General features: G+C 61.2%; 12 protein-coding genes. 5 read left to right on the top strand and 7 right to left on the bottom strand.

Annotated elements, in window-relative coordinates; translation table 11 throughout:
- Window positions 1-27: 27 nt before the first annotated feature.
- The 3 genes from HAT86_RS03260 to HAT86_RS03250 all read right to left on the bottom strand — a co-directional run bounded on the left by HAT86_RS03260 (window position 28) and on the right by HAT86_RS03250 (window position 3,866).
- The gene (locus HAT86_RS03260; protein ID WP_167193347.1) at window positions 28-663 is read right to left on the bottom strand and encodes a DUF6778 family protein; all 636 of its coding nucleotides are present in this window, start codon (window positions 661-663) and stop codon (window positions 28-30) included.
- A 141-nt stretch (window positions 664-804) separates the two neighbouring features.
- Window positions 805-1,074: a hypothetical protein gene (locus HAT86_RS03255; RefSeq protein ID WP_167193345.1), complete on the bottom strand. Its 270-nt coding sequence runs from the start codon at window positions 1,072-1,074 to the stop codon at window positions 805-807.
- A 2-nt stretch (window positions 1,075-1,076) separates the two neighbouring features.
- Window positions 1,077-3,866: a [protein-PII] uridylyltransferase family protein gene (locus HAT86_RS03250; protein WP_167193343.1), complete on the bottom strand. Its 2,790-nt coding sequence runs from the start codon at window positions 3,864-3,866 to the stop codon at window positions 1,077-1,079.
- An 84-nt stretch (window positions 3,867-3,950) separates the two neighbouring features.
- On the opposite strand from HAT86_RS03250, the gene HAT86_RS03245 reads away from it, so the two are divergent.
- From HAT86_RS03245 to HAT86_RS03235, 3 genes are all read left to right on the top strand, one after another.
- Window positions 3,951-4,418 carry a YbaK/EbsC family protein gene (locus tag HAT86_RS03245; protein WP_167193341.1) on the top strand — a complete coding sequence of 156 codons (468 nt, stop codon included), beginning with the start codon at window positions 3,951-3,953 and terminating at the stop codon, window positions 4,416-4,418.
- A gap of 76 nt (window positions 4,419-4,494) precedes the next feature.
- A complete protein-coding gene (locus HAT86_RS03240) occupies window positions 4,495-4,944 on the top strand; it encodes an RDD family protein (RefSeq protein WP_167193339.1) in 450 nt (149 codons plus the stop codon).
- A gap of 103 nt (window positions 4,945-5,047) precedes the next feature.
- Window positions 5,048-5,878 (top strand): arginyltransferase, encoded by an 831-nt coding sequence (locus tag HAT86_RS03235; RefSeq protein WP_167193337.1) that lies wholly within the window; start codon window positions 5,048-5,050, stop codon window positions 5,876-5,878.
- Window positions 5,879-5,881: 3 nt separating this feature from the next.
- Here the strand turns inward: HAT86_RS03235 and HAT86_RS03230 are convergent, their stop codons facing one another.
- Both HAT86_RS03230 and HAT86_RS03225 read right to left on the bottom strand, forming a co-directional pair.
- Window positions 5,882-7,255, bottom strand: a complete 1,374-nt coding sequence (locus HAT86_RS03230) for an SLC5/6 family protein (RefSeq protein WP_167193335.1) — start codon at window positions 7,253-7,255, stop codon at window positions 5,882-5,884.
- Window positions 7,256-7,478: 223 nt separating this feature from the next.
- The gene (locus HAT86_RS03225) at window positions 7,479-8,258 is read right to left on the bottom strand and encodes an SDR family oxidoreductase (protein WP_167193333.1); all 780 of its coding nucleotides are present in this window, start codon (window positions 8,256-8,258) and stop codon (window positions 7,479-7,481) included.
- 155 nt (window positions 8,259-8,413) lie between these two features.
- On the opposite strand from HAT86_RS03225, the gene HAT86_RS03220 reads away from it, so the two are divergent.
- Together HAT86_RS03220 and HAT86_RS03215 are read left to right on the top strand one after the other, a co-directional pair.
- A complete protein-coding gene (locus HAT86_RS03220; RefSeq protein WP_167193331.1) occupies window positions 8,414-9,427 on the top strand; it encodes a Hint domain-containing protein in 1,014 nt (337 codons plus the stop codon).
- A 430-nt stretch (window positions 9,428-9,857) separates the two neighbouring features.
- Window positions 9,858-11,465: a peptide chain release factor 3 gene (locus HAT86_RS03215; RefSeq protein WP_167193329.1), complete on the top strand. Its 1,608-nt coding sequence runs from the start codon at window positions 9,858-9,860 to the stop codon at window positions 11,463-11,465.
- A gap of 4 nt (window positions 11,466-11,469) precedes the next feature.
- On the opposite strand, the gene HAT86_RS03210 is transcribed toward HAT86_RS03215, so the two are convergent.
- The gene (locus tag HAT86_RS03210) at window positions 11,470-12,246 is read right to left on the bottom strand and encodes a squalene/phytoene synthase family protein (protein WP_167193327.1); all 777 of its coding nucleotides are present in this window, start codon (window positions 12,244-12,246) and stop codon (window positions 11,470-11,472) included.
- 9 nt (window positions 12,247-12,255) lie between these two features.
- Complete coding sequence (cimA, locus tag HAT86_RS03205; protein WP_167193325.1) at window positions 12,256-13,887, bottom strand: citramalate synthase; 1,632 nt, start codon at window positions 13,885-13,887, stop codon at window positions 12,256-12,258.
- Window positions 13,888-14,160 lie beyond the last annotated feature (273 nt).

The raw sequence follows: 14,160 nt of genomic DNA, 5'->3' as shown, positions 1-14,160 counted from the left end.
TAAGCCGTTTCACTGAGATCGAAAAGATCAGAGTTGATTGATCGCGCCCATCATCCCCAGAAACGCCGCCTTGTAGCCTTCGGGGTCGGTCAGTTCGGTCTTGATGACCTGCGCCAGATGGTTGGTGATGCGGTATTTCTGAGTGATTCCCTGACGTTCGGCCTTGATCGCCGCAGCTCCGCCAAGCGCGCGGAAGTCGGCTTTGACAAAATGCGGCTCGCCATAGACTTGCCCGGTTTCCGGGTTGCGCATCTGCATTTTGAATTGCAACGCGTGCACGCCGCCAATGGTGTAGCGGGCTTTTTCCGTCAGCGCGTGAAAGCGCGTGACTTCGACGTCAAGGATCACGGGCACATGGCCGGGGTCAAGCTCGCTCACGCCTTGTTCAAAGGCCGTTTCGAAGATCGCTTTGACTTGGGCATAGCGGTCGCCCCGCGGATCTTCGCGCCAAACGATATCGCCGCCGGGGTAATAGCGGTTGGCCTCGGACACGCGCAGAGTTTCGGGCACCGAAACGCGGATCTCCTTGACGTCAAACGACGGCGGCGCGGCCTGCATCTGCGGCGCATCCAGCGGCGCGTTGCGGGTGGCTGTCTCGACCGAAGCACAGCCCGATACGGCCAGCCCCATGAAAATCACAGCAATAAAACGAAACGGGTTCATGGCATCCTCCTGAGGGCCTGTTGCCCTTGGTTGTCTGATGCCACTCTCGCCCGGAAATACGGCGCAATTTCGTCAAATGCCGTACATTACGGTGAATTAAACATGTCTGAAACCGCCACCCTGCGCCCGGATGCCGCCCTGTCAGTCCCGCGATCGCGCGCGCCAGCCGCCGCGCCGGCGCGGTTGCTCAAGCACGGTCAGCCCGTCTTGCAGCACCTGTGTCATCGGGTGCGCTTGGTACTCTAGGCCGTAACGATCCAATAGGGTCGTGATGGCCTGCTGCTGGTCCATCTCTGGCGGCAAGGACAAGGCCCAATCCAGAAAGATGGATCGGCATTCGGCCGCCGTGATGCCCTCGATGCGATAGGCCTCTTGGATCAGGCCCTTGTGGTCAATCGGATCGCGTTCCATTTTCATATCCCTTCGGGCGAGCGCCTTAACGCTGCATCTATCACTTTTGCGGCCCCTGTTGTGGACTGTTCCAATTCGCGCTGCAAACCCGCCAGTGTGTCATGCCCGGTTTCACGCAGCACGAACCCGGCACCGCCCTCGCCCAGATTGGCCGGATCAAGCGGCCGGTCACTCAGAAGGCGCGCGGCCTGCAAGATGTCCCAACAAAGCCTGTAGGCGCGCGACAGCGCCTCTTTGTCCGCGTCGCTTAACCAGCCGATTGCGACACCGGCCTGCAATCCTTGTTCAACTGTGCGACCGGCGTCGCCCGCCATCAAAGCCCCGGCTTGCGCCAGCAATTCGATCTCTTGCATGCGGCCCGGCCCAAGCTTGGTATCCCACGGCCCGGCGGGGGCCTTGGCGTCGGCAATACGGCGGCGCATCGCCGCGACCTCCTGCAGCACTTTGTCAGGCGCGCCTTTATCGGCCAACAGAGCGACGCGAAACGCCTCGACATCGCTGGCAAGGTTCTGCGGCCCGGCAATCACCCGCGCGCGGGTCAGCGCCAGATGTTCCCACACCCAAGCCTCGTGTCTTTGATACTCTTGAAAAGAAGGCCAGCCCGTCGCCACCGGCCCCTGATTGCCCGATGGGCGCAGCCGCATATCAACCTCATATAACCGCCCCTCGGACATGGGCGCGGTCAAGGCGGTGATCATGGCTTGTGTCAGGCGCGCATAATAGGGCCGTGTGCCCAACGGCCGCCGCCCGTCAGACCCTTCGACGCCGTCCGCATCGTAAATCACGATCAAATCCAGATCGGATTCGGCGTTCAACCGCTTGGCCCCGACCGAGCCCATCCCGATCACAACCGCGCCCCGGCCCGGTGGGGCCCCGTGTTTTTCGGCAAACTGCGCCACCACATGTGGCCAGATCGCGGCAATTACCGCACTTGCCAGATCCGCATATTGCACCCCGGCCAAATCAGCACCAATCAAGCCGCGCAGGTGATGCACGCCAACCCTAAAATGCCATTCTTTCATCCAGCGTCGGGCGGTATCCAGTTTGCGCTCGTAATCGCTTTCCGTGTCCAGCCGCGCGGCCAAATCAGCCTGCAACGCGTCCCGGCCCGGCCACGGCGCAAAGAAATCCCCGGCGATCACGGCGTCAAACACACTGGCATGACGCGACAGATGCGCCGCCAGTTTCGGCGAGGTGCCTGCGATATCCACCAGCAGATCAACAAGTTGCGGGTTGGCCTCGAACAGCGAAAACACCTGAACCCCGGCGGGCAAGCCCGCCAGAAAACCATCAAACGCCAAAAGCGCCTCGGCGGGATGCGATGTTTTGGCCAGACGGGACAGGATATCGGGCTTCAGCCGGTTGAATATATCCACCGCCCGCCCCGACCGCAGCGCCGGGTAGCCGGGCCAGCGGCTGATGATTTCATCATCAAAGACCTCTGCGGCCTCTTCGGGCACAGGCTCGGGGCCTTCGGGGGCAAAAAAGCCCTCGATCAGATCATGCACTTCGGTCAGCCGGTTCGTCAGATCGGCCTTCAAGTCATCAGGTTCGCGGCCCATGAAGGCGGCCAGCCGGTCAAATTCATCCTCGGATGTGGGCAAATCATGAGTTTGCGCATCCCGCAGCATTTGCAAGCGATGCTCGACCTCGCGGTGAAAGCGGTAGTGCCGGGTCAAAACCTGCGCGGCCTCTTCGGGAATCCAGCCTTTCTCGGCCAGTCGCGCAAGTCCCTCGACCGTGCCACGCACGCGCAAATCCGGGTCGCGACCGCCTGCGATGATCTGCCGGGTCTGGGTGAAAAACTCGATCTCGCGAATGCCGCCGCGGCCAAGCTTCATGTTATGACCGGGCAGCGCCAATTGCCCGCCAAGCCCTTTGTGTTCGCGGATTCGCAAGCGCATGTTGTGCGCGTCCTCAATCGCAGCGAAATCCAGATGCTTGCGCCACACGAAAGGGCGCAACGTATCCAGAAAGGATTGCCCGGCGGCCAGATCACCCGCACAGGGCCGCGCCTTGATATAGGCCGCGCGTTCCCATGTGCGGCCAAGGCTTTCGTAGTAAGTTTCCGCCGCCGCCATAGCCATGCAGACCGGCGTCACGCTTGGATCTGGGCGCAGGCGTAAATCGGTGCGGAACACATAGCCTTCGGCGGTGCGGTCATTCAGCATCGCGGCCATCTTGCGGGTGGCCCGCACGAACGAGGCCCGCGCGTCGTGGTAATCGTCTTCGTCAAACTGCGTTTCATCAAACAGGCAGATCAGGTCGATATCCGAGCTGTAGTTCAATTCGCCCGCGCCCATCTTGCCCATGGCCAAGGCCACCATGCCGCCGGCGGTGGCGATATCGTCCTCGGTTTTTCCGGGCAGTTTGCCGCGTTTGATTTCCGCCGCAACGCAGGCTTTCATCGCCAGATCACACGACAGATCGGCGTAGTCGGTCAAGCGCCCTGTCACATCCTCCAGCGGCCAGACCCCGGCCAGATCGGCCAGCCCGGTCAGCAACGCGACCCGCCGCTTGGCCTGCCGCAAGGCGGCGGGCAGATCCGCGTGATCCACATCCGGCAAATCAGACAGCACCCGGTCGAAAGCGGCCTCTGGCGCTTGCAGCGCAGGCTCCAGCCAGTCGCGTTCTTTCTCGATCAGGGATTTAAGATAGGGGCTGCTGCCTGCAGCGCCGTCGATCAAATCGGCCAACTGATCTGGCAGGTCAGGAAACAGCGCACGGGCCTCCCGGCCCTGTTCGGGGTCATGGGCGCGCGGCAAACGGGTGATGCGTGACAAAAAATCCATGGCCCTACTGATACCCGTGCGTCGGGTCTGGTCAATGGGGCGCGCACTTGGAATACTGCGCCAACACCAACGCGGACACAGAAAATGAGCAAAAGCCTTAAAAGGGTGATGCAGGCCCTAGAAAACGCCGGATGCCCCGCCCTGCCAGTTGAAGTGGGCCAAGCCACCACAGCCCGCATGGCCGCCGATCTGGTCGGCTGCGATGTCGATCAAATCGCAAAATCAATCATCTTTCGCGGCGACATGTCAGGCGAGGCCATTCTTTTCATCACCGCCGGTGGCAATCAGGTTGCGGCCGATCGCGCGGCTACGCTTGCGGGCGAACCCTTGGGCAAGGCCGATGCCGCGCTGATCCGGGCGCAAACCGGCTTTGCCATTGGCGGGGTGTCTCCAGTCGGGCATCTGACCCCACCACGGGCGTTTTTTGATCCGCGCTTGTTGGAGTCTGACACAGTCTGGGCCGCAGCGGGCACCCCGCGCCACCTTTTCGCAATCAGTCCGGTTGAGCTTCAGGCCCTTTCCGGGGCCACGGTTGGCGCTTTCACCCAATGACAGCGGTGCCGCGCACCACCCGCGCGCCTCGGTCGGGCTTTTACCGCGCCACAGACGTGCTTATATGGCTTCTGCGATGACCGAAATCTCTTGGCATATCCCCGACCCGGCCACACAACCCGAATTTTATTCGGATGTTGTGGCCAAGCGCCTGTTGGCGTGGATCATCGACACGGTTCTGATCGTCCTGATCTGCCTTCTGATCGTGCCGTTCACAGCGTTTACAGGCCTGTTTTTCTTTCCCTTTTTGCTGCTCACAGTGGGCTTTGCCTATCGCGTCATCACCATCGCACGGGGATCAGCGACATGGGGTATGCGGGTGGTGGCCCTTGAATTTCGCAAGATGAACGGCCATCGGTTTGATCTGGCTATGGCGTTTTTGCACACATTGGGCCTGACCGTTTCGTTTGGCCTGCCAGTGCTGCAAGTGATTTCAATCGTTTTGATGCTGACCACCGAACGCCGCCAAGGCCTGAGCGATCACCTGCTTGGCACGGTTGCGCTGAACCGTCGCGCAAGCGTCTGATGCCAAGTTAGTTTTTTAACGCAGCGCGCCGCACGCTATTGACTCTTGGCGCGCCCGGACAAGGTTGTTACCGTAACGAAAGGAATGGAAAAAGCCCGGCCTGATGCGTCATACATTACCAATTGCCCCCCAGTTCTATGTCACCGCCCCGCAGCCCTGTCCGTATCTGCCGGGTCGGATGGAGCGGAAATTGTTCACCGCCCTGCAAGGCGACGGGGCTCAAAAGTTGAATGACACATTGTCGAAACAGGGCTTTCGCCGGTCTCAGAACGTCCTCTATAGACCGGCCTGCGCCGAATGTAACGCGTGCCTGTCAGCGCGGATCAACGTCGCAGATTTTTCGCCGTCGCGCAGTCAGCGCAAAACGCTCAAGCGCAACAAGACCCTTGAACGCCGGTCAACCTCGCCATGGGCCACCGAAGAACAATACGACCTGTTTCGCCGGTATCTGGCGGACCGCCATGCAGATGGCGGAATGGCCGACATGGATACCTTTGAATTCGCCGCAATGGTGGAAGAAACGCCGATCAGAACCCGCGTGGTCGAATATGTGGACACCGACAGCGGCGATTTGGTGGCAGTGTGCCTGACCGACGTTCTGGATGACGGGGTCAGCATGGTGTATTCGTTTTACGAGCCCGACCGCGCCACCGCGTCGCTTGGCACCTATATCATCCTTGATCACATTGAAATCGCAAGACAAAACAGCCTGCCGCATGTCTATCTGGGTTATTGGGTGCCGGGCAGTTCGAAAATGGGCTACAAGGCTGCGTTTTCAGGTCTGGAATTGCATGTGAACGGCGCGTGGGAAAAGATGCGTGCGCCCGAAACCTATGACGCGCAACTGCACCCTTTGTCCAACGATCCGATCTCGGAGCAGGTGGCCAATATTTCCCTGCCCGACGGCCGACCGCTGCGCGCGCGCCGGGGATGAAATTCAGGCGTTGCTGCGCCGTGCACCACTCATAACCGCCACAAACCCGACCAGCAGAACAGCGACACAAACCATCAGCAATTGCTCGTATTTGTGCCCCTCGGGCAGCAGGCTTGCGGCCCAACTAGCCTCGCGCGCGAAATACGTGACCGCGCCAAAGATCGCGGCGCTGAACGCCACCAGATAGGCCCAAACGGCAACGTGCCGGTTCAAGATCAGCCCGACCACCAAAACCGGGGTCAGGAACATGCTGGCTGTTCCGCTGACAGCCACAGCATCGAACAGGGTTTGGTTGCCCCAAAGTGTCAAAACAGCACCAAGCGTCATGAACGCCAACATGGCCAATCGCCCACCCATCAGGCTGCGTGGGCTGAGGCGCAGCTCATCCACCACCAGCCGTGCGGCACTGGCCAAGGCCGAATCCAGCGTGCTCAGCGCGCTGATCAAAAGCGAGATCAACAGTGCCCCATAGACCCAAGCCGGGAACATACCCGCCCACGTCCCCAAAAGCTCGCCCTCATAGTCTGCCCCGACCAGTCCCGCCTGCACCCCGAACAACCCGAACGCGATGATGCACAGGGCCGAAATCCAGAACGCATGCAGAAACGACGCCCGTGTGGTCGCGCGGTCGGCCAAAAAGCCGCGATCCATCATCACCGGATCATGTGCCGGATAGGAAAACACCTGTAAAAATGCCACCAGCAACAAAACCTGCCCGTTCCATGCGCCGCTTGTGCCCGGTGCAGTCATCACAGCGCCAAAGTCAAACGCCGGGCTGGCCAACAGCGCCACGAAGGCCGCCGTAAACACCACCAAAAACACGCTCATTTGCAACACATCCGTGCGCAAGGATGCGCTCAGCCCGCCCCATGCGCTATAGGCCAGCCCAAGCCCGGCCACCGCAAGAATGGCCGCCGTATCGGCCCCGGCCCAGTGCGGCAGGGCCGCCGCAAAGATCAGCCCAACCACCAGCAGGTTGGCAAACACTTCGGACAACAGCCGCAGCGCGATCACGATGTTATAGCAGGTCACCCCCACCAGACCGAATCGCGCGGTCAGCCAGCCCTGCACCGATCCAGCACCGCGTTCGCGCAGCCGGTCCACAATGAATCCACCGGTCAGGAACGATCCGTAATACGTGGCATAAGCCAAAACGCCCCAGATCCCGTAAAAGTATCCAAGGATGGCCGCATTCATCAAAGACCGTGCAAAGATCCAAGTTGTCACCTGGCTAAGGACAAGGGTCCAAAGGCCCGGCGCACGCCCCGCGGCAGACGCACCGCCAAAAAAGCCCTCGACAGTGGCCCGACGCGGCGCAATCGCGATACTGGCAATGACAAGAAGGACGAAAAGGGCAATGACGACAGAAGTTTGCATGGGCGATCCGAAGGGTTGAAGCGACACATGCCTTTAGCAGTCGCCGCCCTCTCTCTCCAGAGTTTGGCCCCCGTGCCACGCGAATGTGATGGGCTTTTGTCGGCCCGTGTTCGGTGCCACGTCCCTTGGTGGGTGCCAGCGGGGGCTGGCGCGGCATGGTGCATCGGACCACGCCGCCACCGATTAACTACGCTGGTCAGGCTTTAGATGCCTGATGCTTGGGTCACATCGTGGTGTTCACGGCACCACCGTCCAGCAACACATTCTGCCCGATGATGAAGCCTGCATACTGACTGCACAAAAACGCACAGGTCGCGCCGAATTCTTCCGCCGTGCCGTAACGGCCTGCGGGGATCGTGGCGCAGCGTTTTACCTTGGCCTCTTCAACCGTAATGCCTTCGGCCTCGGCCACGCCCTTGTCCAATGCTGCGGCCCGGTCCGTTGCATGGATGCCCGGCAAAAGATTGTTGATGGTCACGCCTTTGCCAGCCACCTGACGCGACGTGCCCGCAACATACCCCGTCAGACCCGCCCGGGCCGAGTTGGACAGCCCCAACACCGGAATGGGCGATTTGACCGATTGCGAGGTGATGTTCACCACCCGGCCCCAGCCACGCTCCATCATGCCCGGCACGATCGCCTTGATCAGGGCAATCGGCGCCAGCATGTTGGCATCCAGCGCGGCGATGAAATCATCGCGGTCCCAATCGGTCCACATGCCCGGCGGCGGGCCGCCTGCATTGTTCACCAGAATATCCACGTCTTGCGCGGCATTGATCAATGTCGCCTGCCCGTCTTCGGTTGTGACGTCGCAGGCCACGGTGGTCACGGCCACGCCAAACGTGTCGCGAATGTCCTGCGCCGCAGCCTCAAGCGCCTCGGCGCCGCGCGCGTTCATGATCAGATCGACACCCGCTTCGGCCAGTGCCCGCGCGCAGCCCAAACCCAAACCTTTCGATGACGCGCAAACCAGCGCTGTTTTCCCTTTAAGTCCCAGATCCATTTGAATTCTCCCGCATTTGTCTGACTTGTCCCTATCACCAGTTCGACCGGCAACACCAGACAAGCGCAGAATGATTGACCATATTTGCGCGGGACTATACCGTTACCTCGCTGACCTTCCAGTGTAATTTCCCAATAAGCTGCTGCCGGACACTCATGACCGAAACAACGCTTAAACCATGCCAATCCATCCCGGTCTTCAGGGCGGTTGATTTCCGCGTCGTGAACGGCGCGAATTTGGGCGACCCGATTTCATTCGCCGCCGAACTGGATCTGGACGACACATATGAGCTCAGCAAAACCGCCCGTCAGCACCGCCTGTCGGTTTTCAGCGATGACAGTGGCGTATTCACCATCGCCGCCGACACGGTCTTGGGCCATCCCGGTGCAACATTGCATCTTGATTCTTGTCTGACCATGATGTCGGGCACCGGCCAGACCACGGAAATGCTGATCCTTGTCGAAGTCGACGGCAATGGCAATGTGACCGAGGTTTACATTCTTCCCTTGGCCGCATTGGCGCCGCGTATAGGTTATGCGCTTGTCGGGATTGATCGGGACAATGCCGATCAGAAGTTTGCCGAAGTGGCCTGCGTCTCGTTCTCGCGCGGCACGCATATTACCATGGCCTCGGGCCAACAGCGGCGGATCGAAGATCTGAACGTGGGCGACATGGTGCTGACCCGCAACGATGGGCCGCAGCAAGTGCGTTGGATCGGCCAGTCCACCGTGCGCGCGGTTGGTGAATTTGCCCCGATCCGGATCAAGGCCGGGGCGCTGCACAATGAGCACGATCTGCTGGTCAGCCCCGACCATCGCCTATTCATCTATCAACGCTCCGATGCGCTTGGGGCGGGCCGCAGCGAATTGCTGGTGCGGGCGCGGTATCTGGTGAACGGCGATACCGTGGTGCAACAGGATGGCGGGTTTATCGACTATTTTCAGTTGCTCTTCGATCATCATCAGATCATCTATGCCGAAGGGATCGCCGCCGAGACGCTGCTGGTTGATACCCGCACCCGCGCCGCCCTGCCGCAAGACCTGCATGACGCCTTGGCCGATCTGCTGTCGGATCATGGTGATCAAACCCACAAAGACCTTGAGGTCAGCGAGGCGTTGCTGAAACACCCCGACGCCGCCAGTATTCTCAAACGCGCCTCGACGCGGTAGTGTTCTGCGCCCTGTGGGTGGCTTGATGAAATCCGCCGTTAAGGTTCAAACGAATGGCCCAAGGGTAAGGAGGGTGACGTCAGCGGCCGCGCATCGTCGGGCCGCGGTGTGGCGATCTAATCGATAGTCTATGGCGCTTAATCCAGAACACTGGCGCACACCCCATGCTTGATGCGCTTAGACCAACCCAATCGCCGCGCCGGGCGGCCCGGCGATGCACGGCGGCGCTATGCGCCTTGTTCCGCGCAGAGAATATCCTTCTATCCGGTCCGACGGTTTATGGGTTCACGACCAGCCGCGCTGACTGTGCTCACCTGAAAAATTCCTCTCGGACGACCTGCCTCCTGTGCGACGTGCTGAACACTCGGTCTCGAGAACAGGCTATCACCGCGTATTGCGCCCCTGCCCTGCGCCCTCTATATGCCGCAGCATGTTGGATCAGACCCCGAACCGCCCCGATTTGCCGCCCGAGATTGCGCGGCGCCGCACCTTTGCGATCATTTCGCACCCGGATGCGGGCAAAACCACGCTGACCGAAAAGTTCCTGCTGTATGGCGGTGCCATCCAGATGGCCGGTCAGGTGCGCGCCAAGGGCGAGGCACGGCGCACGCGCTCGGACTTCATGCAGATGGAAAAGGACCGCGGGATCTCGGTGTCAGCCTCGGCCATGTCGTTCGATTTCGGCAGGTTCCGGTTCAATCTGGTCGATACGCCCGGCCACTCGGATTTTTCCGAAGACACCTATCGCACGCTGACGGCGGTGGATGCGGCCGTGATGGTCATTGACGGGGCCAAAGGCGTCGAAAGCCAGACACGAAAACTGTTCGAAGTGTGCCGCCTGCGCGATCTTCCGATCCTGACTTTTTGTAACAAGATGGACCGAGAAAGCCGCGATACCTTTGATATCATCGACGAAATTCAGGAAAATCTGGCGATTGACGTGACCCCGGCCAGTTGGCCCATCGGCGTGGGCCGTGATTTCATCGGCTGTTACGACATGCTGAACGACCGGCTGGAACTAATGGACCGTGCCGACCGCAACAAAGTGGCCGAATCCATCCAGATCAACGGCTTGGACGACCCCGAGTTGGCCCGCCATGTGCCCGACCATCTGGTCGAAAAGCTGCGCGAAGAGATCGAGATGGCGCGCGAATTGCTGCCCACGCTTGATGCGCAATCGGTGCTTGAAGGCCATATGACGCCGATCTGGTTTGGCTCGGCGATCAATTCTTTCGGCGTCAAGGAACTGATGGATGGCATCGGCGCCTACGGCCCCGAACCACAACCGCAATCGGCCGACACGCGCCAGATCGCGCCCGACGAAACCAAGGTGTCAGGCTTTGTCTTCAAGGTTCAGGCCAACATGGACCCCAAGCACCGCGACCGGGTGGCCTTTGTCCGCATGGCCAGCGGCCATTTCAAGCGCGGCATGAAACTGAACCATGTGCGCAGCAAGAAACCCATGACGGTGTCCAACCCGGTGCTGTTTCTGGCCTCTGACCGGGAACTGGCCGAAGAAGCGTGGGCCGGGGATATCATCGGCATCCCCAACCACGGCCAGTTGCGCATCGGTGACACGCTGACCGAGGGCGAGGCCCTGCGCGTGACCGGCATCCCGTCCTTTGCGCCAGAGCTGCTGCAAAGTTGCCGCGCGGGCGATCCCATGAAGGCCAAGCATCTGGAAAAAGCCCTGATGCAATTCGCCGAGGAAGGCGCAGCCAAGGTGTTCAAGCCCGCCTTTGGATCGGGGTTTATCGTCGGCGTCGTCGGCGCGCTTCAATTCGAGGTTTTGGGCAGCCGGATCGAGATGGAATACGGCCTGCCCGTGCGCTTTGAGGGGTCGCAATTCACCTCGGCCCGGTGGGTGAACGGCCCGCGTGACGCGGTCGACAAGTTCACCGCGGCCAACAAACAGCACATCGCCCATGATCACGACGGCGACGTTGTCTATATGACACGGCTGCAATGGGATATTGACCGGGTCGAACGGGATTACCCCGACATCACCCTGACCGCGACCAAGGAAATGATGGCCTGATCGCCTACCAGCGGCCGGTGGTGGCGGCGGCCATCAAGCCCAAACGGCGGCGGATCGGTGACACCTCAAGCGCCGCGTCGGCCACCCGGCGCGGATCTCGCGCGGCGCGGCGCAGGATCGGCGCGACCTGCCACATCGGCAACAGCGCGGGCCGAACCTGAGGGGAAAGATCACCGCGGCCTTTGCGGGCCGCGCCAAGCGCCTCCAGCCCTTCATGCGCCAAAGCGCGCACAGCATCCGGCGTGCCTTCAACCAACGGCACCCGGCCTGCCTGTTCCAACGCGGACACGGCGCGCAGCCAATTGGCGACCCCAAGCGCAAAACCCGCCCGCCGGACAACCCGGTCCGGCACCGGCCCCAAGGCCCGCGCCGCCGCCAGCAGCAGATTGCCCGAGGTCTTGTCCAGATACTCCCGAAAATGCGTCATATCCTCAAAGGGCTCCCGGTAGACATCCCACCGCCGCGCTTCGATCAATCTGTCCAACAGGGCCGCCCCATCGGCATCCAGCACCTGCGCCAGCGGCGTCGCCACCTCGTGCCGGCGGACTTTTTTGTCACTGCGGATTTCGGCCAAGACATCGCGCCACCATTGCAGGCGCATTTCGGCAATCATGGGTTCTTGGGTCACCCATGGCGCGCGCGACACTTCGATGTTGAAAGCATAGATCGGAAACAGCGCCAGCCGGGCCGGCGGCGGCGCGGCCATCACGGCTGCAAACCTGTCGGGGTCGCCGCGTTCAACCAGTTGCGCACAGGCGATCAGATCAGTATCAAATTCCATACCCTGCACCTAGGCTACGGCCCCGGTCATGCCATAATCGCGGGACAATTTCCATGTGATCGCGTCCAGCAGCGCCTCGAAACTGGCATCAACGATGTTGGCGCTGACGCCCACGGTGGACCAGCGCCGCCCCTGCCCGTCTTCGCTGTCGATGATCACGCGGGTCACGGCCTCGGTCCCGCCTTGGGTGATCCGCACCTTGAAATCCACCAGACGCATATCGTCGATGGCGGCCTGATACGGCCCCAGATCCTTGGCCAACGCCTTGGCCAAAGCGTTCACCGGGCCACGGTCATTACCGCAGTCATCCATCGATTCACTGACCGACAGTTTCTTTTCGCCGTCCACCTTGACGACAACCACAGCCTCGGACAACGACACCATCTTGTCATACTTGTTCTTGCGGCGCTCGACCGTCACCTTGTAGCGCTTGACCTCGAAGAACGCGGGCAACTGCCCCAGTTCACGCCGCGCCAAAAGCTCGAAACTGGCCTGCGCGCTGTCATAGGTATAGCCGCGATCCTCGCGCTGCTTGATCTCGTCCAGAATGCGCGCCAGGGCCGCATCGCCCGGCACCACCTCGATCCCGGCCTCGGCCAAACGGCGGCGCAGGTTCGACTGCCCCGCCTGATTGGACATCGGGATGATCCGCGTGTTGCCCACCAGGCCCGGGTCGATATGCTCATACGTCGATGGGTCTTTCAAGATCGCACTGGCATGTAGCCCCGCCTTATGGGCAAAGGCCGACGCGCCCACATACGACGCCTGCTTGGTTGGCACCCGGTTCAGGATTTCGTCCAGCAACCGGCTGGCTTGCGTCAGCCCCTGCAAGGCGTCTTGCGTGATCCCGGTTTCAAACCGGCTGGCATAAGGCTCTTTCAGCAACAGCGTCGGGATCAGCGCGGTCAGGTTGGCGTTGCCACAGCGTTCGCCCAAACCGTTCAGCGTGCCCTGAATTTGCCGCGCCCCGGCCCGCACCGCCGCCAGCGATCCAGCCACCGCCGTTTCGGTATCGTTGTGACAATGAATGCCCAATCGGTCGCCCGGAATACCGGCGGCAATCACCTCCGCCGTGATCCGCTCGATCTCGTCGGGTAAGGTGCCGCCGTTTGTATCGCACAGCACGATCCAGCGTGCGCCGGCGTCATAGGCGGCGTGTAAACACTCAAGCGCGTAGTCGCGGTTGGCTTTCCAGCCGTCAAAGAAATGCTCGGCGTCAAACAGCGCCTCGCGCCCTTGCGCCACCATATGCGCGACCGAGCGCGCGATATTGTCGGTATTTTCCGCCAGCGTGATGCCAAGCGCGGTCTCAACATGAAAATCATGGGTCTTGCCCACCAGACACACCGCGCGGGTGCCGGCATTCATCACCGCCGCCAGCACATCGTCGTTGTCGGCCGAGCGGCCCGCCCGCTTGGTCATGCCAAAGGCCGTCATCGTGGCGCGCGTCTGCGGGGCTGCGTCGAAAAAGGCGCTGTCAGTGGGGTTGGCACCGGGCCAGCCGCCTTCAATGTAATCCACCCCCAACACATCCAGCGCCTGCGCAATCTGCACCTTTTCGTGGGTCGAGAACGAGACACCTTGCGTCTGCTGCCCGTCGCGCAGGGTGGTGTCGTAAAGGTAAAGGCGCTCCTTATCCATCACGCAGAACCTTCTTTTTCTTGGTCAAAATACCCCGGGGAGTGTGAGGGGCTGGCCCCTCACTCCGCCGCGCGCCAAACCGCATTCGGGCTGCAAATGCCGATCGCCCCCCAACCATATCTCCCCGCGCGGAATAAAGGCGGGCCTGCCCGCCGCCGCGCAGCGCCCGACCGCCCCCTCGGGCGGGCGCTTTTGCAACGTCGCAGTCCCGCACTGTTGTTTGATGTATTTGGCAACCATAAACGGCACCAAACACCTGTCGCAGCGCCCCCC

It is taken from the genome of Roseovarius gahaiensis (genome assembly GCF_011601345.1).
GTDB lineage: Bacteria > Pseudomonadota > Alphaproteobacteria > Rhodobacterales > Rhodobacteraceae > Roseovarius > Roseovarius gahaiensis.
Note: the sequence above shows the minus strand (reverse complement) of the source record. Positions and strands in the feature narration are given on the sequence as shown.

Bases quoted from the DNA above. Each gene is read 5' to 3' on its own strand.
- HAT86_RS03260 (WP_167193347.1), bottom strand. From the start codon at position 663: ATGAACCCGTTTCGTTTTATTGCTGTGATTTTCATGGGGCTGGCCGTA.
- HAT86_RS03255 (WP_167193345.1), bottom strand. From the start codon at position 1,074: ATGGAACGCGATCCGATTGACCACAAGGGCCTGATCCAAGAGGCCTAT.
- HAT86_RS03250 (WP_167193343.1), bottom strand. From the start codon at position 3,866: ATGGATTTTTTGTCACGCATCACCCGTTTGCCGCGCGCCCATGACCCC.
- HAT86_RS03245 (WP_167193341.1), top strand. From the start codon at position 3,951: ATGAGCAAAAGCCTTAAAAGGGTGATGCAGGCCCTAGAAAACGCCGGA.
- HAT86_RS03240 (WP_167193339.1), top strand. From the start codon at position 4,495: ATGACCGAAATCTCTTGGCATATCCCCGACCCGGCCACACAACCCGAA.
- HAT86_RS03235 (WP_167193337.1), top strand. From the start codon at position 5,048: ATGCGTCATACATTACCAATTGCCCCCCAGTTCTATGTCACCGCCCCG.
- HAT86_RS03230 (WP_167193335.1), bottom strand. From the start codon at position 7,255: ATGCAAACTTCTGTCGTCATTGCCCTTTTCGTCCTTCTTGTCATTGCC.
- HAT86_RS03225 (WP_167193333.1), bottom strand. From the start codon at position 8,258: ATGGATCTGGGACTTAAAGGGAAAACAGCGCTGGTTTGCGCGTCATCG.
- HAT86_RS03220 (WP_167193331.1), top strand. From the start codon at position 8,414: ATGACCGAAACAACGCTTAAACCATGCCAATCCATCCCGGTCTTCAGG.
- HAT86_RS03215 (WP_167193329.1), top strand. From the start codon at position 9,858: ATGTTGGATCAGACCCCGAACCGCCCCGATTTGCCGCCCGAGATTGCG.
- HAT86_RS03210 (WP_167193327.1), bottom strand. From the start codon at position 12,246: ATGGAATTTGATACTGATCTGATCGCCTGTGCGCAACTGGTTGAACGC.
- cimA (WP_167193325.1), bottom strand. From the start codon at position 13,887: ATGGATAAGGAGCGCCTTTACCTTTACGACACCACCCTGCGCGACGGG.